Below are 20,009 nucleotides of genomic sequence, written 5' to 3' on the forward strand. Positions count from 1 at the left end.
TTAGTGGACACGATTGCCAGCCTCTTCAGTTTCATCACCTGGCCCGTCTCCTGGGTCATCGTCCAGTTCCACTCGGTGTACGGCGCGATCTTCGGGCCCGACACCGGATGGGCCTGGGGTCTGTCCATCGTGTCGCTGGTGGTCGTGATCCGGATCTGCCTGATCCCGCTCTTCGTGAAGCAGATCAAGGCGACCCGCGCGATGCAGACGCTCCAGCCGGAGATGAAGAAGATCCAGGAGCGCTACAAGAACGACCGGCAGCGTCAGTCCGAAGAGATGATGAAGCTGTACAAGGAGACGGGTACCAACCCACTCTCCTCGTGCCTTCCCATCCTGGCGCAGTCCCCGTTCTTCTTCGCCCTGTATCACGTGCTCAACGGCATCGCGACGGGCAAGACCATCGGGGTCATCAACGAGGACCTGCTGGCCAGCGCACGTCAGGCCCACATCTTCGGTGCCCCGCTCGCCGCGAAGTTCATGGACAGCCCGGAGAAGGTCGAGGCGCTGGGCGCCTCGCTCACCGACGTCCGGGTCGTCACCGCCATCATGATCGTCCTGATGTCGGCGTCGCAGTTCTTCACCCAGCGCCAGCTGATGACGAAGAACGTCGACACCACGGTGAAGACGCCGTTCATGCAGCAGCAGAAGATGCTGATGTACGTCTTCCCGGTCATGTTCGCCGTCTTCGGCATCAACTTCCCCGTCGGTGTCCTCGTCTACTGGCTGACCACCAACGTGTGGACCATGGGCCAGCAGATGTACGTGATCCACAACAACCCGACCCCGGGTTCCAAGGCCCAGGCCGCCTACCTGGAGCGCCTGTCCAAGCACGTCGAGCACCACGGCAAGACCCGTAACCGTCGCGAGAAGGCCATCGTCAAGGCCATCGTCTCCAAGGGCCGTGACCGTAACGAGTTCGAGCGCAAGTTCATCAACGGACTGAACAAGGCGGGCCTGGCGGCCCAGCCCGACGGTTCCGTGGTGATGAGTGACGCCAAGGCCGCCGCGCAGACCGAGGACGGTACGACGCAGCCGACCGCGAGCGCGACCCCGAAGCGGCAGCAGCCCAAGCGCCAGACGAAGTCTCAGCGCCAGTCGACCTCGTCGGCCCCGTCGCCGGCGGCCTCGCCGGCCACGTCGTCGTCCTCGCCGTCGCTGAGTAAGTCCGGTGATCAGGAGGACTCCCAGCCCGACAGCACGGCCGAGAAGCCTGCTTCCGGCACCCGCAGCAAGGCCCAGAGCGGGCAGCGCAAGGGTGGTCCGCAGCGCCCCAAGTCCCCGTCCAAGAAGTAAGAAGGAGCCCATCCCGTGACGGAAGGCACCACCTCCGCCGAGGGTGCAGACACCCTGACCCGCCTGGAGCAGGAGGGCGATATCGCGGCGGACTACCTTGAGGGTCTGCTGGACATCGCCGACCTCGACGGCGACATCGACATGGACGTCGAGGGCGACCGGGCATCCGTGTCGATCATCAGCGACACGGGCACCCGTGACCTGCAGAAGCTGGTCGGCCGGGACGGCGAGGTGCTGGAGGCGCTGCAGGAGCTGACGCGGCTGGCCGTGCACCGGGAGACCGGTGACCGCAGCCGGCTGATGCTGGACATCGCCGAGTACCGCGCCACGAAGCGCGCCGAACTGGCCGAGCTGGGCGCCAGGACGGCGGCCGAGGTCAAGAGCAGCGGTGAGCCCAAGCAGCTCAAGCCGATGACCCCGTTCGAGCGGAAGGTCGTGCACGACGCGGTCAAGGCGGCCGGTCTGCGCAGTGAGTCCGAGGGCGAGGAACCGCAGCGGTTCGTCGTCGTGCTGCCCAACTGATTCGGTACGTACGTATCCCTCCGGCCCCGTCTGTTGCGCAGACGGGGCCGGACTTTGTCAGCCTGTAGTTCTGGTGGTCGGCGCGGGTTGCGCTGATGCGGTACGGAAGGACGGTCCCCGTGACGGAGGCAGCGGAGCTCCCCCCTGTGCCCGAGCAGGCACGCGACGTATTCGGTGATCGCTTCGCGGATGCGGTCCGGTACGCCGAGCTCTTGGCCGAGGCAGGAGTCCAGCGCGGGCTCATCGGACCCCGCGAGGTGCCCCGCCTGTGGGAGCGGCACCTGCTGAACTGCGCGGTGCTCTCGGAGGTCGTTCCCGAGGGTGTCACCGTGTGCGACGTCGGCTCCGGTGCCGGTCTGCCCGGCATTCCCCTCGCCCTGGTCCGGGAGGACCTGAAGATCACGCTCCTGGAGCCGTTGCTGCGGCGCACCAACTTCCTCACCGAGGTCGTGGAACTGCTGGGGCTGGACCATGTGACCGTTGTCCGGGGCCGGGCCGAGGAGGTCATGGGCAAGCTGCCCCCGGTCCATGTGGTGACGGCCCGTGCCGTGGCACCACTGGACCGCTTGGCCACCTGGGGCATCCCGCTGTTGCGCCCCTACGGTGAGATGCTCGCCCTCAAGGGCGACACCGCCGAGGAGGAACTGAAGAGTGCTGCCACGGCGCTCAGCAAGCTCGGTGCGGTCGAGACGTCGATCCTGCATGTCGGCGAAGGCGTCGTGGATCCGATGTCGACGGTGGTCCGGGTCGAGGTCGGGGAGAGCCCGGGCGGTGTGCGCTTCGCAGCCAAGCGGGCGAAGGCGGCTCGTGCGGGGCGGACTCGCCGTCGTCGCTGATCGTCTCCGACGGACCCGCGTACTCCACACAAGCTGCCCCGGCGACGTACGACGGAGTGTCGCGACAGTTCGGCCTCGGCCGCTGTGCATCGTGTTTCACGTGAAACGTCGCTCACTGCTGCACGGCATCATCAGCCGGGGCCGCGCTGCGGCCGAACCCCGCGACCGCAGGCCTCTCGGCTCCCTGGAAGAGACGCGAGCCGCTCGGGCGCTCTCCCCCGGGAGAGGTACGGAGATGTCCACAGAGGTGGATTTCTCCACAGAACCCAAGGGCTCACTGGCTCACGACCCCGAACCCGTGCGAGGCTCTGTTCATTGCGAGCCTGAAGTCGAGGAGAGTGAATCCTTGCGGTCCGACGCCAACATCGCGGGACCGATGACCGATCCGGTCCCCGGTCCCCGCGCCGAGTCGCCAGGGGAGGATGTTTCACGTGAAACACCGCCCCCGATGGACGACACCCCGATCGGTCGTGCGGCCCAACTCGCGGTGGAGGCAATGGGCCACGCCGGTGAAGGGCTGCCGCGCCCCGAACAGACCCGCGTCATCGTGGTGGCCAACCAGAAGGGCGGAGTCGGTAAGACGACGACGACCGTCAACCTTGCTGCCTCGCTGGCCCTGCATGGTGGACGCGTCCTGGTGATCGACCTCGACCCGCAGGGCAATGCGTCCACCGCCCTGGGGATCGACCATCACGCCGAGGTCCCTTCCATCTACGACGTACTGGTGGAGAGCAAGCCGCTCTCGGATGTCGTCCAGCCGGTCGTCGATGTGGAAGGGCTGTTCTGCGCCCCCGCCACCATCGACCTCGCCGGCGCGGAGATCGAGCTGGTCTCCCTCGTGGCGCGTGAGAGCCGGCTCCAGCGGGCCATCCAGGCCTATGAGCAGCCGCTGGACTACGTCCTCATCGACTGTCCGCCCTCGCTCGGTCTGCTGACGGTCAACGCGCTGGTGGCGGGCCAGGAGGTGCTCATCCCGATTCAGTGCGAGTACTACGCGCTGGAGGGGCTGGGACAGCTGCTGCGCAATGTCGACCTGGTGCGGGGACACCTCAACCCGACGCTGCATGTATCGACGATCCTGCTCACCATGTACGACGGCCGGACGCGTCTTGCGTCCCAGGTCGCGGACGAGGTGCGCAACCATTTCGGCGACGAGGTGCTGCGGACCAGCATCCCCCGCTCGGTCCGCATTTCCGAGGCACCGAGCTATGGGCAGACGGTGCTGACCTACGATCCCGGATCGAGCGGTGCCCTCTCCTATCTTGAGGCGGCACGAGAGATGGCGCTGAAGGGCGTCGGCGTCAGCTACGACGTCACCCACGCCCACATCGGTGCTCAGAGCAACCCGAACATGGTGGAGGGGATTCAGTGAGTGAGCGACGAAGGGGGCTGGGCCGAGGTCTTGGCGCACTGATCCCCGCTGCCCCGACTGAGAAGACGCCGGCTGCGACGGCCATGGGGTCGGCGCCGTCCTCCCCGGCTTCCGTGCCGGCGATGGCTGCCGACCGCGGTGTGGCTGCGGCGAAGGTGGCCATGCTGCCGCCCGTTTCACGTGAAACGGAGGAGTTGTCGACGGCGGGGGCTCTGGACGTGCCCACCCCTCCCGTGGGGGCGCACTTCGCCGAGATCCCCCTCGATGCCATCACCCCGAACCCACGTCAGCCGCGTGAGGTGTTCGATGAGGACGCTCTGCACGAGCTGGTCACCTCCATCAAGGAGGTCGGTCTCCTCCAGCCCGTCGTCGTTCGCCAGACGGGCCCTGCCCGCTACGAGCTCATCATGGGCGAGCGGCGCTGGCGAGCCTGCCGTGAGGCGGGGCTGGAGGCGATTCCGGCGATCGTCCGGGCGACGGACGACGAGAAGCTCCTTCTGGACGCGCTGCTGGAGAACCTGCACCGGTCGCAGCTGAACCCGATCGAGGAGGCTGCCGCCTACGATCAGCTGCTGAAGGACTTCAACTGCACCCACGATCAGCTGGCTGACCGGATCGGGCGTTCCCGACCGCAGGTATCGAACACCCTGCGCCTGCTGAAGCTCTCACCGAGGGTGCAGAACCGAGTGGCCGCCGGTGTGCTGTCGGCGGGCCACGCCCGGGCCCTCCTCGCAGTGGACGACTCCGAGGAGCAGGAGCGGCTGGCCCACCGGATCGTTGCCGAAGGGCTGTCGGTCCGGAACGTCGAGGAGATCGTCACCCTCATGGGGTCGCGGCCGCAGAAGGCCACGCGGGCCAAGGGTCCGCGTCCTGGTGCCCACGTCACCCCGGCGCTGACCGACCTCGCGGCGCGGCTGTCGGACCGGTTCGAGACACGGGTGAAGGTGGACCTCGGACAGAAGAAGGGGAAGATCACTGTCGAGTTCGCCTCCGTGGTCGACCTGGAACGGATTCTCAGCACGCTGGCTCCGGGCGAGGGCCCGCTCCTGCAGAGGAGCCTGGAGGACGGTGACGGCGAGGAGACCGACGCCTGAAATCCCGACCTGGAACGGGCCGTGTCCGGTGTGTACCGGAACACGGCCCGCTCTTTGCTTTCTGCCGGTATTGAGGGAATCGCATCATGGATACGATGCGATCAGGTATGGCACACCACCAGGCGGCACCTGTAATGGGGAGGCGGGGGCCATGCGAACGATGAGCCGGACCGGACTGGTGAGCACCGGCCTCGGGTTGGGCGCGGTCGGCGGGTTCGTCGGCAGTCTGCTCAAGGAACGGAGCGCTCTGACTGCCGCCCGCGAAGCCGCGGGCGAGGGAAGCGAGGAACAGCCTTCATGGGGCGTCGGCTCGTACCGCTCACGTTGGACAACCTTGGGGACCTCCCCCAGCGCTGCCGCGCCTGCGTCTTCTGGGAGCTGGATCCCGTCAGCGGCGAAGCCGCGGTAAGGGCGGGCCGAGCGGCCCTGGAGAAGGAGTCCTGGATCTCCGCGGTTCTGCTGGACTGGGGTTCCTGCGGACGGGTGGTCTACGTCGACGACGTCCCGGTGGGCTTCGTTCTCTACGCGCCGCCTGCCTATGTACCGCGATCCGCGGCTTTTCCCACGAGTCCCGTGTCGCCCGACGCCGTACAGCTGATGACCGGCTTCATCATGCCGGGCCACCAGGGTCGGGGACTGGGGCGGGTGATGGTGCAGACGGTCGCCAAGGATCTGTTGCGTCGTGGCTTCAAAGCGATCGAGGCGTTCGGTGACGCCCGCTGGAAGGAGCCTGCCTGCGTGCTGCCCGCTGATCATCTTCTGGCCGTGGGCTTCAAGACCGTCCGCCAGCATCCGACCCATCCACGGATGCGGCTGGAGCTGCGCTCCACGTTGTCCTGGAAGGAAGATGTGGAGATGGCGTTGGACCGGCTCCTGGGGGCGGTGCAGAAGGAACCGGTGCTTCGGCCGCTGTAAACGAAATGGGCCAACCCGCAGGGGTTGGCCCATTTCGTGTTTCACGTGAAACGTGCGCTCAGCGCACGATCCTCATCGTCACTCGGCGATGAAGTCCTCAAGGTCACGGACGATCATGGCCTTGGGCTTGGCACCGACGATGGTCTTGGCGACCTCGCCGTTCTGGTAGACGTTCAGCGTCGGGATGGACATGACGCCGTACTTGGCGGCCGTACCCGGGTTCTCGTCGATGTTCAGCTTGACGACCTCGATCTTGTCGCCGTACTCGGCGGCGATCGCCTCAAGGGAGGGCGCGATCTGGCGGCACGGACCGCACCAGGCGGCCCAGAAGTCCACCAGGACGGGCTTGTCGCTCTTGAGTACGTCGCGCTCGAAGGAGTCGTCTGTCACGTTCTTGAGGGTGCCGGCCACGGAGGGGCTCCTTAACTGTTGGTGCGTGGGGCGGATGGGGGAGGTCAGGCAGAGGTCTTCGCAGGCTCGGCCTGCTGCTCGCTGTCGCCGAGGGCGGCCAGGAAACGTTCGGCGTCGAGGGCGGCGGAGCAGCCGGTCCCTGCTGCGGTGATCGCCTGGCGGTAGGTGTGGTCCACAACGTCACCCGCGGCGAAGACACCGGTGATGTTGGTCCGGGTAGAGGGAGCGGCAACCTTGAGGTAACCCTCCTCGTCCAGGTCCAGCTGGCCCTTGAAGAGCTCGGTGCGCGGGTCGTGGCCGATGGCGATGAACAGGCCGGTGACCGGCAGGTCGGAAAGTTCGCCGGTCTTGACGTTGCGCAGCTTCAGGCCGGCGAGCTTCGGGTCGCCCTGGATCTCGGCGACCTCGCTGTCCCAGACGAACTTGATCTTCGGGTCGGCGAAGGCGCGCTCCTGCATCGCCTTGGAGGCGCGCAGGGCGTCCCGGCGGTGGACGACCGTAACGGACTTGGCGAAGCGCGAGAGGAACGTGGCCTCCTCCATCGCGGTGTCGCCGCCGCCGATCACGGCGATGTCCTGGTCCCTGAAGAAGAAGCCGTCGCAGGTGGCGCACCAGGACACCCCGCGGCCGGAGAGGGCGTCCTCGTTCGGCAGGCCGAGCTTGCGGTGCTGGGAGCCGGTGGTGACGATGACGGCCTTCGCCCGGTGGACGGTGCCTGCGGTGTCCGTCACGGTCTTGATCTCACCGGCGAGGTCGACGGAGACGATGTCGTCCGGGATGAGCTCGGCGCCGAAACGCTCGGCCTGGGCCCGCATGTTGTCCATGAGCTCGGGGCCCATGATGCCGTCGCGGAAACCGGGGAAGTTCTCGACCTCGGTGGTGTTCATCAGGGCGCCACCAGCGGTGACGGCACCCTCGAAGACCAGTGGCTTCAGCGACGCGCGCGCGGTGTAGAGCGCCGCGGTGTACCCGGCGGGCCCGGAGCCGATGATGATCACGTTACGGACGTCGCTCACGGCTTGATTCCTCGTCTCTGGACTGCGTCGTACGGCCGGTGGGAGCCCCTTCCCGAGCTCTCACCCCACCCAACGGATCCTAAGGGGCGGGCATTCCCGCTGTGTCCGGGCACACGGCGGGCGAACACCGTACGGGACCCACATGGCGGGGGATGAAGCCCGAGGCGCTCAGGGACGCGCGTAGGAGCTCTGCAGCAGCACCTCTGCGGCGTCGGACGAGGAGGGCTCCTGCACGCAGCGCGCGTCCACGATATAGGCCGTGACCCGCGTGCTGTCCTTGGCGTCCGGCAGCACCACAAGGAGTGCGTCGCTCCCCTGGTAGACGCCCTCCTCGGTGGCGAGCGCCGCGTCGTCGCGGCCGATGCCCCTCTGTACGCAGTCGGGCACGGTGGGCTGCTTGTAGACCCTGGGGTCGCCGGTGCCGGTTCCACCGCTGTCGGACTGGATGCCGAAGCTGTGCGGGGTACGGGAGATGCTCTTCGTGTTCTGAGCGAGCAGGTCTGTCACCTGCTGCGGGAGTGTGGCGCGGGAGAAAGTGTCCTGGGCGGTCGAGGGGCGTCCCGCCGCGGTCGTCCCGGACTCGCCACCGCCCATCAGAGAGGACACCAGCACGGTCCCCAGGCCCAGCGCCGCAGCGCCGAGTACCGTGCCGAGGACGGCCGCCCTGCGTCGCACCCGGCGGGTGCGATTCTTGCGGCCGGGCCCGGTCGAAGCGGTGCGAGCGTGACCCGAGGGACGGTCCGTGGCCGACGTTTCACGTGAAACATCGTGCCGGTCGTCTGTGGTGGACCGGGTGCCCGGTTCATCCGGGAGATCGGTGGACGGCCCGGACTCGTTCTGTTCGGCGGGTTCGGGAGCTGTGGCGTCGAGCAGGGCCTCCGCGGCGAGGGCGGCGTCGATGCGGCCGGCGATGTCCTCGGGCATCCGGGGCGGGCCCGGCAGGGTACCGAGCATGCCGCGGATCTCCTCCAGCGACGCATGGACGTCGGCGCACAGGTCGCATGTGTCCAGATGCCGGCGCACATCAGCCGTGCGGGTCTGCGGGAGCAGCCCTTCGGTGAGCTCGGAGATCTCGGCGACGTCCGGGTGCTCAGCCCTGTCCGTCGTGGAAGTCACGTTCGCCCACCTCCGCCCTTCACTGCAGCTGAGTCGCTCGGTCCTGGTTCGCGGGGTCCTGTGTCGGGCGGGCCCGCTGCGGGTGGGACGGATGTCCTCTGCGCCCGGTTCCGTCCTGGGACCGCTCTGTCCGCGCCGGCGCTGTTCTCCGGCCGGAGATGGGTCAGCAGCGGCAGCAGCCGGGCTCGGCCCCGGGCGCATCGGCTCTTCACCGTGCCCGTCGGCACGTCCAGGATGCGGGCCGCTTCGGCGACGGGGTAGCCCTGCATGTCGACCAGGACGAGAGCGGACCGCTGGTCGGGCGGGAGCGTGGCGAGTGCCTCCAGCAGCTGCCGGTGGAGGTCGTTGCGCTCGGCAGGAGCAGAGGCGGACTCGTGGGGTTCCAGCAGTTGCTCCAGGCGCTCCGTGTCGTCGACGGGGGAGGTCTTGCGGGAGGCCGCCTTGCGGGCGCGGTCGAGGCAGGCGTTCACGGTGATGCGGTGCAGCCACGTCGTGACGGCCGACTGGCCGCGGAAGGTGTGGGCGGCCCGGTAAGCGGAGACCAGGGCGTCCTGGACCGCGTCGGCGGCCTCCTCACGATCCCCCAGGGTTCGCAGCGCCACCGCCCAGAGCCGGTCGCGATGACGCCGGACGATCTCACCGAAGGCGTCCTTGTCTCCCGCCACGTGGCGCGCCAGGAGATCGGAGTCCGACAGATCGGCCCGCCACGACCTGCTATCCACTCATATCCCCCGAGTCTCTAGGGGAAGCAACCGCGATGCCGGCAACCCAACCCGTAAGCCCGAACCACAGGATGCCACACAGCGCGCCGGATCGAGACGGCCTGCGCGGGGCTCTTGGCAGGGCGGCGATCCCTTCTGCGAGCTCGTTCCGTTCGACGGACACCTGCGGAGTGGTGGCCCGGCCGTGAGTGCGGCCCTGTCGTCGTCGGGAGCGCGGTACCGAGGGAGTGCGTGACCGACGAGAGGGACGCAGGTCCGGAGGGACTCCTGGCCCTTCGGAATGCCAGGGTTGCCGTCGCCCGGAAGCCGCTCGGCTCGGGCGGTTCAAGACGTCGACCCGCAGCCCTGACAGGCTGCGGGTCCTCGGCTCCGGTCGGGGCGTCAGGTGGTCACCTTGACGTCGATCACTCTGCCGCGGAACTTGCCTTCGTCCGCCTGTATCGGCAGCTCGGTGAGCCACACCAGCAGGTACCGCGCGTTCAGTGTCTTGGTGGGCTTGAGCGTCACCGTGGTGCCCTTGCCCTCGGCCACCTTGACGTAGCCGTCGAAGGACGTCGGGCTGGTGCCGGTGCTGTCCGAAGGCGCTCGGAGCTCGACGGAAGTCGACCCCATGAAGGAGACCGTGACCTGGCCGACCTGCTGGGACCTTCCGAGGTCGAGAACGACTCCGACGCCCGGCTTCAGGTTCCCGAACCTGGCACTCTCGTAGTAGCTGGTCTGCCAGTACGTGCCTGAGGCGCTGTCGTAGACCTTGTACACATCGCCCGGGTACTCGGAACCGTCCTTGCCGAACGGATCGAAGTCACGGGCGCCTTCGATGCCGATCGACTTGCCACTCGCCGGCTTCTGCGCGTTGTCGTCGTTGCCGTCCGTGGTCTGCGTCGGCTGGGTGTCGTCGGACTTGCCCCGGTCCATCAGGGCGTCCGCGAGCTGCCAGCTGCCCAGCCCCAGCGCCGCGATGAGCAGAGCGGAGACGGCCCACTTCAGCGCCTTGCCGGTACGGGTCTGCAGCGGGGGCGGAGGTGTCGGCACGGGCTGGTTGGAGCCGGGGTGTGGCGCCGGACGGCCGTAGGTGCCCTGCTGGTAGGTGGTCCGCTGGTACTCCGGCGGTGCGGTGAACGCCGGCTCCGGCGGGCGGATGCGGGGCATCTCGCCGATCGCCTTCACCAGGTCCTCCGGCGTGGTGCACGGCGCCTCGGCCCGGGAGGCGGTGGCACCGTCGTTGACGAGCGCGCGCATCGCCAGCTCCGACAGGCCGCGGTGGACGCCGGCACGGACCTGGTCGGGGGCGATCAGCCCGATGTCCTTGGGCAGCCCGGACATGCCGTAGGCGTCGTTCTCGTACGGCCAGCGCTGGGTGAGCGCCGCGTACAGCAGGGCGCCGATGGCCTCGGTGTCGGTGCGCTGCGGGCTGCCGGAGCTGATGCCGCGCAGTGCGGCGTTGACCGCCAGCCCGCGGATGCGCCACTGCCCGGTGGAGGTACGCAGCACGGCATTCGGGTTGAGCCGCAGATGCGACAGACCTTCGCGGTGCGCGGCGGCCATGGCGGCCGAGATCTGACTGACCATCTGATAGGCGTCGTGCGGCTCCAGCGGCCCGGCCGCGAGAAGCGCGGTCATCTCGGTGGCATCGGGCAGCCACTCGTGGACGACGTAGACGAGGTCGTTCTCCTCGACGGCGTCCAGCACCTGCACGAAGCGCGGGTCGCCGAGCAACGCGGAGGAGCGGGCGGCGGCCAGCACGGAACGGGCCCGGGCATGGTCGGCCGGCAGGACGTGCACGCCGACGGCACGGCGCAGTTTCTCGTCCACCGCACGCCAGCTGCTGAATCCGTCCAGACGGGTGACGCACTCCTCCAGCCGGTAACGTCTGGCCAGTTTGTGGCCGCTGTGCAGCTCGGGCGGTGAGGCCTTCTCGGGACGCTCCGTCCCGCCACTCCCCTGTGCCTCGTCGTTGTCCGTGTCCTGCTCCCGGTTCTTGGCCACCCCGTCGGCCGTGGACTGGTCCGCCTGCGCGGTCAGCGACTTGTCGCCGCTGATGTCTGCCACGTCGACGGCAGCTGTGCTCCGTTCCGCCACCGTCGTTCCTGCCTCCCCATCCCATGCGCGCCGTGCGACAACGAGCGCGCCGTCCGACGCCGAAACCAATTGTGCCCACAGACCGCCGCTCTGCACGACACGCGACGGCGGCAGTTGGTTGTGCGTCTACCCCCTTTTAGCGTCCCAGTCGGCCGCGCACCATGCCGACGAGGGAGTTCAGTTCCTCGATCCGCATGCGGCGGGCGGCGAAGTAGAAGATGCCGAGCAGCACGGCCCCGCCCGCCAGCAGAGCGGCGAAGGAGCCCGCGACACCCTGGCCGAGCGAGTGCCCGATGCCGTAGCAGGCGGCGCCGCTGAGCGCGGCGGCGGGCACCGAGGCGATGCACAGGCGCGCGTAGGTGCGCAGGACGCGAGCTCCGTCCAGGTCGCCGCCGAGCCGCTTGCGCAGGCGGCTCCAGGCGACGCCCACCCCGATGGCGTAGGCCAGGCCGTAGGCGGCGGCCATGCCCACCACGGCCCAGCGCGAGGGGAGCAGGAAGAAGCACAGGGCCGCGGCGCCCGCGTTGACCGCGGCCACGATGACCGTGTTGTAGAAGGGGGTTCGGGTGTCCTCGTAGGCATAGAAGGCGCGCAGGACGACGTACTGCACGGAGTAGGGGATCAGGCCGAGGCCGAACGCCATCAGCATGAATCCCATGTTGGTGGCCTCGCTGGTGCCCGAGGAGCCGAAGATCAGCGTGCACATCGGGATGCCCAGTGCCAGGAAGCCGAAGGCGATCGGGACGATCGCGACGGCCGTGGTGCGCAGGCCCTGCGAGATGTCGTCGCGGACGGCGCCGCCGTCGCCCTCGGCGGCGGAGCGGGAGATCCGCGGCAGCAGCGCGGCCATCAGCGAGACGGTGATGATGGCCTGTGGCAGTCCCCAGATCAGCTGGGCGTTGGCGTAGGCGGCGAAGCCGGTGCCGTCGACGGGGGACGCCTTGCCGGCCGAGGTGGACAGCTGGGACACGACCAGTGCGCCGGCCTGATTGGCGAGCACGAACAGGAAGGTCCACTTGGCGAGCGTGACCGCCTTGCCGAGCCCGTGCCCCTTCCAGTCGAACCTCAGCCTCATCCTGAAGCCGGTCTCCCGCAGGTACGGGATCATCGCCAGCGCCTGCACCACGAGGCCGAGCAGGACACCGATGCCGAGGAGGCGCTGGCCCTCCGGCGGGATGCTGGTGACCGTCATGCCGGAGTCGGCGGCGGCGCCGTAGACCCAGATGAACGTGCCCAGCGTCACGATGATGACGATGTTGTTGAGGACCGGCGTCCACATCATCGCGCCGAACTTCCCCCGGGCGTTGAGGACCTGGCCCATCACCACGTGGATGCCCATGAAGAAGATGGAGGGCAGGAAGAACTGGACGAAGGTGACGCCGACGTCGTGGGCCGCGGGATCGCTGGCGACGGAGTCCGACAGCAACCGGATCAGGACCGGCGCGGCGAAGACCGCAGCGACGGTGAGCAGGCCGAGGGTCACCATGACCAGCGTCAGGAGCCGGTTGGCGTACGCCTCGCCGCCGTCCTCGTCCTCCTTCATCGCTCGGACCAGCTGGGGAACGAACACGGAGTTCAGGCCGCCGCCGACGGTGAGGATGTAGATCATCGTCGGCAGTTGGTAGGCGACCTGGAAGGTGTCGCCGAGCAGGCCGACGCCGAGCGCGGAGACGATCAGCGCGGAACGGATGAAGCCGGTGAGACGGGAGACCATCGTGCCGGCCGCCATCACGGCACTGGACTGCAGCAGCCCCGCAGCGCGCCCCTTCTTCGCCGCGGGGGCGGGGGGCGGCGCGGGAGCCGGTGCGGCGGCCTCCACGGGAGCCGTGCCGAGGTTCATGGTCCGGTCGTCCATGGGCGCCGTCCGTGCCGTCTGTGCCTGGTGCTGCGGTGCCGGGCCGTTCCCGCCGGGTGCCGGGGCCGGGCCCGGCACCGACGGAGAGTCCTGCACCGGGCGGGAGGCGCCCTGCTGCTGGTCGCGGAAGAGGTGGGCGAAGGCGTCCGGCTCGTGGTGCTTCTCCTCGCCCGCCCGGGTGACCAGGTCGTCGACGCCCACGTACTGCGTGGTCCGGGGGTCGTCGCCGTACGGGAGGTGCTGCGTGGGACCCTCCGGCTCCGGAGCCGGGGTCTGCGCCCACACGTGCGGGTCGGGCGCGTACGGAGACTGCGCAGGCTGCCCGTACAGCGGCTGCTGCGGCTCCTGGGCGCCCGGGGGCGGCGGGGGGTGCGCGGCGCGGTCGTAGAGGGCCTCGGCGACCGGGTCCTGGGCGGACAGGTCCTGGGCCCGGTAGGGGTCCTGGTCGTAGGCGTCCTGGAGGTACATGTCCGCGGGGTGCTGCGGCGGCACCTGGCCGTGCTCGGGCGAGGGGCCCTCGGGATGACCCGAGCTGCCCACGGCCTGGCCGCGGTCACCGTCGTACGGCGCGTTCATGGTTACCCCACCTCGTCGTCCTGGGCCCACGGCCACGTCATCCTCAACGGTCCACTCTCTCACCCGTCCCGGACGGGCCGGTGTTTTCCGCCGCGGTGTCCGGTGCCGGGTCACTCGGCTGCTGCGGGTCGTCCGTCCGTGCGTCGGTGCCGGACTGCTCGCTGAGACGTTCGGCGGGGCCCTGCGGGTTCTCCGCGTCGCCCTCCGTCTCGTGCGCCCCGTCGGAACCGTCGTCGCCGGCGGTGCGTGCGGCGGCCCGCTTGCGCTGGGTGTACATGCGGAAACCGGCCAGGACGAGCAGCAGCACACCGCCGCCGATGACCAGCATCACCGCGGCCGTGATCTCGGTGACCTTCACGTCGAAGGTCACGGGGGCACCGTAGGTCCGGCCGTCCTGTGTGTACAGCTGGGCGACCACTGTGGTCTGGCCGTTGACGTTGGCGGAGGTCGTGAACTTCACCGTCTGGCTGTGCCCGCCGGAGACCGCGATGGGCTGCTCGTCGAAGGTCTTGCCACCGATCTTCAGACGGGTGGAGTTGGTCGACGTCAGCCGCAGTACCAGGTGGTCGACGCCCTGGACCAGGTTGTTCTGGACGGTCACCGGGATCGTGGCGCTGCGCCCGGACAGCTTGGTGTCGGACTTCTCGATCAGCCTGACCTGGTCGGAGAGCGTGGCGAGGTGACCCTCCACGTCTTGGCGGAAGGTACTCGCCGGCGCCGCCCGGCCCCGCCACGACGTGGACATCTCGCGGTTCATGGCCCGTCCGAAGGGGGTGGCGACGCGGGACTCGTCGGTGAGGACGACCTGGAAGTTGTCGAGCTTGTCCTGCGTGGTGGCGATCTGCTGGAAGGCCGACCGCGGCAGCTGCTGCCTGCGCAGCGCCGAACGGTACGACGACGCGGACGGGATCTTCGTGGTGGCGTCCGGGTCCGGCTTGGCCCTGGCCGCTGCGGTCAGCTGCTGTGCCTGGGACCAGGTGCCGCCCTGGAGGGCGGTCAGGGCCGAGGCCATCGCCTGAGCCTGGCCGCTGGTCGGCATGCGCTGTGGGGCGACGACGATGCTGCGCTGCTTGGATGTCTGCAGGTTCAGCTCCAGGCTCTGGGCCAGGAACCGCTGCACGGCGAGGGTGGCGGAGGAGGCCTTCGTCAGGTCCCCCTGGAACGCCGTGGACAGGCCGGCGTCCGCCACGACGGCCGTGGTGCCGCCACCGATCGGGCGGGCCGCCGACGGCGTGTACCACAGCCCGCCGTTCTCCTTGAGGCTGTCGCTGCGCGCGATCACCTTGTCGGCGCCGGCGGACGTGGCGACCTTGACGATGGAGGGGTCGACGGCGCCTTCCACGGGCCAGGCGAAGTCGGTGCTCGGCGAGACGTGCAGCACGGTCTGCACCGTGGTCGCGGCGACGTCGGAGGCCGCCTTGAGCTGGCTGAGCGAGCCGGTGACGCTCGTGCCGTTGTGTGCGAGGGAGGCCAGATCAGGGTCGGCGAACGGGAGGGCGACGACTTCCTTCTCGGCCACCGCCTGCTGCAGCTGGGCGAGCCACTGCTTGGCGACGGCCTGATGGGTGCCGGCGGTCGTGGTGTCGCCGTCCCCGCGGACGCGGTAGCTGCCCGTCATGGCATCGACCGAGGCCAGCAGGTCCGGGTCGACGACCCAGGTGACGTCGAGGCCCCGGCCGAGCGACACCAGCTGGTCCAGCCGGCCGCCCGGGGAGATCTCCTGCGCCAGGTCGTCGTCGAGGAAGACCGGCGTCTGCTGTTCGCCGGGCCCTGTCTCCGCCGTCATGTGGATCGTGGAGACCAGCGGCCACAGGAACGTGGTCTTCGTCCTGGGCTCGGCTTCCTCGGGCTGCCAGGGCAGGAAGGTCCGCTGGATGCCGAGGACGTGTTCCCACGACTGCGCCGCGGTGCTGCCGGAGAGGGATACACCGAGCTGGTAGACGCCGTCGTCGCCGAGGTGCAGTTTGTCGGCGGGCACGGAGATGCTGAAGTGCCGCGCCACGCCCGGGGCGAGCTTGTCGATCTTCGTGACGTACTTGCTGCCGAGGGCCGAGCCGTCGGTCCCGGGAAGATAGCCGGTGCGCTCCGCGGCGGAGTCGATCACCGAGCGGGTGGTCAGTTCCGGCCCCAGCCGCAGGTCCACACGGGCGTCGGTGACGGCCTGCTCGCCGTTGTTCGTGACCGTGCCCGACACGGTGAGGGTGTCCCCGTCGCCCAGAACGCCGGGGCTGAGGGAGTCCACGGCGACCGCGACCGTGCGGGAGCCCGACGCCTTCTCCGGGGCGTCCTGCAGGGCGGCCCCGGCGCTCTGAGCGCCGGGCAACTGGAGGAGTCCGGCCAGCAGGGGTGCTCCGGCCAGCAGGGACGCGGTGCGCCGGAGCCACCGGCGGGCAGGTGAGGGACTCGTCCCCTGGAAGTCTGCCGCCTCGGCCACGCGCTCGCCCGTCCCTCGTCGTCAGTGGTCGTCGGAATGTGCGTCCACGCATGGTAACGATGTGCGCTGAGATGAGGTGCCGCGGACCGCTCCACAAGATCGGAGACGGTCGGCCTGGTGTCCCGAATCCGCCCCTCTGCAGAGGAGGAGTGGATTGCGCGGAAACCACATGCCTTGTGCGGGTATCGGCGGAGGCGTTCCCAGCCTCGTCCATCGGGGAACCCGGCAGCTGCCGGGCCACGTACCCTCTTCTGTTGTGCCGAACGCCAACGAAGACACTCCCCCTTCCCTGACCCAGGCGCAGCAGCGCGCGGTGAGCGAACTGCTGCGGGTCGCCCCCGTCGCCGACGACCTCGCCCGGCGCTTCCAGCAGGCCGGCTTCTCGCTGGCCCTTGTCGGAGGCTCGGTGCGTGACGTGTTGCTCGGCCGGCTCGGCAACGACCTGGACTTCACGACGGACGCCCGCCCCGAGAACATCCTGAAGATCATGCGGCCCTGGGCGGACGCCCTGTGGGAGGTCGGTATTGCCTTCGGCACGGTCGGAGCCCAGAAGGCCGGCTATCAGATCGAGGTCACCACCTATCGGTCGGAGGCCTACGACCGGACCTCCCGCAAGCCGGAGGTGTCGTACGGCGACTCCATCGAGGAGGATCTGGTCCGCCGCGACTTCACCGTCAACGCGATGGCCGTGGCGCTTCCCGAGAAGCGGTTCATCGACCCGCACGGCGGTCTCGACGACCTGGAGACGCGCGTCCTGCGGACGCCCGGCACTCCGGAGGATTCCTTCTCGGACGATCCGCTGCGGATGATGCGCGCTGCGCGCTTCGCCGCCCAGCTGGACTTCGACGTCGCCCCCGAGGTCGTCACCGCGATGCGGGAGATGACCGACCGTATCGGGATCGTCTCGGCCGAGCGGGTCCGGGACGAACTCAACAAGCTCGTTCTCTCCTCGCACCCGCGCAAGGGCCTGACCCTGCTGGTCGACACCGGGCTCGCCCAACGTGTTCTGCCGGAGCTGCCCGCTCTTCGGTTGGAGAGCGACGAGCACCACCGGCACAAGGACGTCTACGAGCACACCTTGATCGTCCTGGAACAGGCGATGGCCCTGGAGAGCGGCGGGCCCGACCTGACGCTGCGGTTGTCCGCGCTGCTGCACGACATCGGCAAGCCCCGCACGCGCCGCTTCGAGAAGGACGGCAGGGTCTCGTTCCACCACCACGAGGTCGTCGGCGCGAAGATGACCAAGAAGCGCATGACGGCGCTGAAGTACTCCAACGAGTTGGTGAAGGACGTCTCCCGGCTGGTCGAGCTCCATCTGCGATTCCACGGTTACGGCACGGGCGAGTGGACGGACTCGGCGGTGCGCCGGTACGTCCGTGACGCGGGTCCTCTCCTGGAACGCCTGCACAAGCTGACCCGCTCCGACTGCACCACACGCAACAAGCGCAAGGCTGCCGCTCTCTCCCGGGCCTACGACGGCCTGGAGGAGCGCATCGCCCAGCTGAAGGAGCAGGAGGAGCTGGACGCCATCCGGCCCGACCTCGACGGCAACCAGATCATGGAGGTGCTGGGCGTCCGACCCGGCCCCATGGTCGGCAAGGCCTACAAGTACCTGCTGGAGCTCCGTCTGGAGAACGGCCCGATGGAGTACGACCAAGCCGTGTCCGCGCTCAAGGAGTGGTGGACCGAACAGGCCTGATCCATGGAACGGGGGCATGTTTCACGTGAAACATGCCCCGCACGCCGGGTCATACGACAGCGGGTGGTGTTTCACGTGAAACACCACCCGCTGTCGTATGACCCTCAGGCGATCAGGGCGTCTCCTTCAGGCAGAGCACGACGTCGTCGCTGCCGCTCTCGATGTAGGAGATCGTCGCTTCCTGGACGGCCTCGCACTTGGAGTCGTCGGTGGTGTCGGCGAACTTCTCGACGACCTTGAACTGCGCCTTGTTGGAGGAGCAGTCGACTTCCTTCAGGTCCGGCTTCGACTCGGTGCCGGCGTTGTGCATGCACGCCCCCACCGAGGTGGCGTGAGCGTCCGACTCGGTCAGCCAGTCGGCTATGCCGACCTTGATCGCGGCGATGATGAGGACGACGACGATGAAGCCGGCGATACGGGCCACCTTCTTGCCCGCGCGCTTTCCGGCCCCGCCCTGCGGCGGCACCGGAGCCCCTGTGGGGGTCCCCGGACCGGCCTGGTTCGGGAACGGGGCATAGGGCGCACCCTGCGGCGGGACCCCCGGCTGGCCCGGTTCCTGACCCGCGGGCGGGGGCGTCTGGGCGTACGGGTTCTGGCCGTGGGGCGGCGGAGTGGTCACTTCGGGGATCCCCCTAGAACGTGGGTGCGTGCGCGCGGGGCGCGAGATAAGACCCACGTAAGTTACTGGGTCCCCCTGGCCACTTTGCTCTACCGACGCAACTCTGTGCCCCGGATGTGATCACCGCCGATGATCAAATCGTGCCAAAGTCGCGGCAATCGCTCCGTAGATGCAGGCCACGGCGACCACGAGCGGCACGGACCGACCATCGGGCGGCAGCATCACGGCGGCCACTCCCGCGGCACCGACGAAAGCGACGTTGAACAGCACGTCGTAGACCGAGAAGATCCGGCCGCGGAACGCGTCGTCGACCGAGGACTGCACGATCGTGTCGGTAGCGATCTTCGCCCCCTGGGTGACCAGACCCAGCACGAACGCCGCAACGAGCACGGGAACCTCGGAGAACGTCAGACCGAGCAACGGTTCCAGCACCGCCGCTGTGCCGGCGCAGACGGCGATCCAGCGAATCGGCCCGAGCCGCCCGGCCGCCCACGGCGTCACCAGGGCCGCGGTGAAGAACCCCGCTCCGGAGATGCCCACCGCGAGCCCGAGCAGGGCCAGCCCCTGTTCCGTGTCGGACGACCAGGCGTACCGGCACAGCATCAGCACCAGGACGGTCAGCGCGCCGTAGCAGAACCGCATCAGCGTCATCGCCGCCAGCGCGCGGGCGGCCTCCCGCCGTCCCGGCGCGGCGAGATGCCTGACCCCGGATGCGAGGCCGCGGGCGGTGCCCTTGAGCACGTCCACCATGCGCGGCCCTGCCCAGACCCGGTCCGGGCCCAGCAGATCCGGTGCCATGCGCAGCGAGGCCAGCATCGCGCAGAGGTACAGCGCCGCCCCGAGCACCACCACCGTCGCGTCGGAGTCGGAGACACCCAGGCGTACGACGAAGGCGAGTCCGCCTCCCGCGACGGCGGCGAGCGTCCCGGCTGTCGGGGAAAGGGAGTTGGCCATCACCAGGCGCTCGGCGTCGACCACCCGCGGAAGCGCGGCGGACAGGCCGGCCAGGACGAAGCGGTTGACGGCAGTCACGCACAGCGCGGAGACGTAGAAGAGCCAGACCGGGACGTGGCCGGCGATCAGCACGGCCGTCACCGTCGCCGTCAGCGCGCGCAGCAGGTTGCCGTGGACGAGGACCTGGCGGCGACGCCAGCGGTCCAGCAGGACCCCGGCGAAGGGGCCCACCAGTGAGTACGGCAGCAGCAGCACCGCCATCGCGGAGGCGATCGCGGCCGGCGAAGTCTGCCTCTCCGGGGAGAAGACCACGTAGGTGGCGAGCCCCACCTGGTAGACGCCGTCAGCGCCCTGGGAGAGCAGCCGCACCGCGAGCAGCCGCCGGAAGTTCCGGAAGCGGAGCAGCACGCGCAGATCACGGACGACGGCCATGCGGCACAGCCTCACATACGGGGGTGTCCCCGGGCGGCAGGAGCAAAGGCGCCGGGACGCGGAA

16 protein-coding genes are annotated in these 20,009 nt (G+C 69.1%); 7 read left to right on the top strand and 9 right to left on the bottom strand.

The annotated features are described in order from the left end of the window. The first annotated feature begins 3 nt into the window (after nt 1-3). The 6 genes from yidC to I3F54_RS14590 all read left to right on the top strand — a co-directional run bounded on the left by yidC (nt 4) and on the right by I3F54_RS14590 (nt 6,032). Nucleotides 4-1,293 carry a membrane protein insertase YidC gene (yidC, locus tag I3F54_RS14565; RefSeq protein WP_240119160.1) on the top strand — a complete coding sequence of 430 codons (1,290 nt, stop codon included), beginning with the start codon at nt 4-6 and terminating at the stop codon, nt 1,291-1,293. A gap of 15 nt (nt 1,294-1,308) precedes the next feature. Continuing rightward, nucleotides 1,309-1,815 carry a R3H domain-containing nucleic acid-binding protein gene (locus I3F54_RS14570; RefSeq protein ID WP_240119161.1) on the top strand — a complete coding sequence of 169 codons (507 nt, stop codon included), beginning with the start codon at nt 1,309-1,311 and terminating at the stop codon, nt 1,813-1,815. Nucleotides 1,816-1,934: 119 nt separating this feature from the next. Then, the gene (gene rsmG, locus I3F54_RS14575) at nt 1,935-2,651 is read left to right on the top strand and encodes a 16S rRNA (guanine(527)-N(7))-methyltransferase RsmG (protein ID WP_240119162.1); all 717 of its coding nucleotides are present in this window, start codon (nt 1,935-1,937) and stop codon (nt 2,649-2,651) included. A 298-nt stretch (nt 2,652-2,949) separates the two neighbouring features. Then, complete coding sequence (locus I3F54_RS14580) at nt 2,950-4,023, top strand: ParA family protein (protein WP_308373526.1); 1,074 nt, start codon at nt 2,950-2,952, stop codon at nt 4,021-4,023. Next, entirely contained in the window at nt 4,020-5,117 is a 1,098-nt protein-coding gene (locus I3F54_RS14585) for a ParB/RepB/Spo0J family partition protein (RefSeq protein WP_240119164.1), read from the top strand. The genes I3F54_RS14580 and I3F54_RS14585 overlap by 4 nt, the downstream gene beginning before the upstream one ends. 297 nt (nt 5,118-5,414) lie before the next feature. Next, on the top strand, nt 5,415-6,032 hold the full coding sequence (locus tag I3F54_RS14590) for a GNAT family N-acetyltransferase (RefSeq protein ID WP_240119165.1): 618 nt from the start codon (nt 5,415-5,417) through the stop codon (nt 6,030-6,032). Nucleotides 6,033-6,110: 78 nt separating this feature from the next. Here I3F54_RS14590 and trxA read toward each other — a convergent pair whose 3' ends face one another. The 7 genes from trxA to I3F54_RS14625 all read right to left on the bottom strand — a co-directional run bounded on the left by trxA (nt 6,111) and on the right by I3F54_RS14625 (nt 16,241). Continuing rightward, nucleotides 6,111-6,443, bottom strand: a complete 333-nt coding sequence (gene trxA / locus I3F54_RS14595) for a thioredoxin (protein WP_240119166.1) — start codon at nt 6,441-6,443, stop codon at nt 6,111-6,113. Between the two features lie 44 nt (nt 6,444-6,487). Then, nucleotides 6,488-7,459: a thioredoxin-disulfide reductase gene (gene trxB / locus I3F54_RS14600; protein WP_240119167.1), complete on the bottom strand. Its 972-nt coding sequence runs from the start codon at nt 7,457-7,459 to the stop codon at nt 6,488-6,490. Nucleotides 7,460-7,627: 168 nt separating this feature from the next. Further along, nucleotides 7,628-8,575, bottom strand: coding sequence for a hypothetical protein (locus I3F54_RS14605; RefSeq protein WP_240119168.1), 948 nt, complete (start codon nt 8,573-8,575; stop codon nt 7,628-7,630). Further along, on the bottom strand, nt 8,572-9,297 hold the full coding sequence (gene sigM, locus I3F54_RS14610) for an RNA polymerase sigma factor SigM (protein ID WP_240119169.1): 726 nt from the start codon (nt 9,295-9,297) through the stop codon (nt 8,572-8,574). The genes I3F54_RS14605 and sigM overlap by 4 nt, the downstream gene beginning before the upstream one ends. Before the next feature lie 381 nt (nt 9,298-9,678). Continuing rightward, nucleotides 9,679-11,376: a protein kinase family protein gene (locus I3F54_RS14615; protein ID WP_240119170.1), complete on the bottom strand. Its 1,698-nt coding sequence runs from the start codon at nt 11,374-11,376 to the stop codon at nt 9,679-9,681. 136 nt (nt 11,377-11,512) lie between these two features. Continuing rightward, nucleotides 11,513-13,807, bottom strand: a complete 2,295-nt coding sequence (murJ, locus tag I3F54_RS14620) for a murein biosynthesis integral membrane protein MurJ (protein ID WP_240119171.1) — start codon at nt 13,805-13,807, stop codon at nt 11,513-11,515. A gap of 43 nt (nt 13,808-13,850) precedes the next feature. Then, nucleotides 13,851-16,241 (bottom strand): DUF6049 family protein, encoded by a 2,391-nt coding sequence (locus I3F54_RS14625; protein ID WP_240119172.1) that lies wholly within the window; start codon nt 16,239-16,241, stop codon nt 13,851-13,853. Nucleotides 16,242-16,497: 256 nt separating this feature from the next. On the opposite strand from I3F54_RS14625, the gene I3F54_RS14630 reads away from it, so the two are divergent. After that, a complete protein-coding gene (locus I3F54_RS14630) occupies nt 16,498-17,940 on the top strand; it encodes a CCA tRNA nucleotidyltransferase (protein WP_240119173.1) in 1,443 nt (480 codons plus the stop codon). Nucleotides 17,941-18,052: 112 nt separating this feature from the next. On the opposite strand, the gene I3F54_RS14635 is transcribed toward I3F54_RS14630, so the two are convergent. Beyond that, complete coding sequence (locus I3F54_RS14635) at nt 18,053-18,559, bottom strand: hypothetical protein (protein WP_240119174.1); 507 nt, start codon at nt 18,557-18,559, stop codon at nt 18,053-18,055. 120 nt (nt 18,560-18,679) lie between these two features. Continuing rightward, entirely contained in the window at nt 18,680-19,945 is a 1,266-nt protein-coding gene (locus tag I3F54_RS14640) for an MFS transporter (protein WP_240119175.1), read from the bottom strand. Nucleotides 19,946-20,009: the final 64 nt, after the last annotated feature.

It is taken from the genome of Streptomyces sp. MUM 2J (assembly GCF_022414535.1).
In the GTDB taxonomy this organism is placed as follows: domain Bacteria; phylum Actinomycetota; class Actinomycetes; order Streptomycetales; family Streptomycetaceae; genus Streptomyces.

Coding starts and splice junctions, on each gene's coding strand:
- I3F54_RS14590 (WP_240119165.1), top strand. CDS start 5,415: ATGGGGCGTCGGCTCGTACCGCTCACGTTGGACAACCTTGGGGACCTC.
- murJ (WP_240119171.1), bottom strand. CDS start 13,807: ATGAACGCGCCGTACGACGGTGACCGCGGCCAGGCCGTGGGCAGCTCG.
- I3F54_RS14640 (WP_240119175.1), bottom strand. CDS start 19,945: ATGGCCGTCGTCCGTGATCTGCGCGTGCTGCTCCGCTTCCGGAACTTC.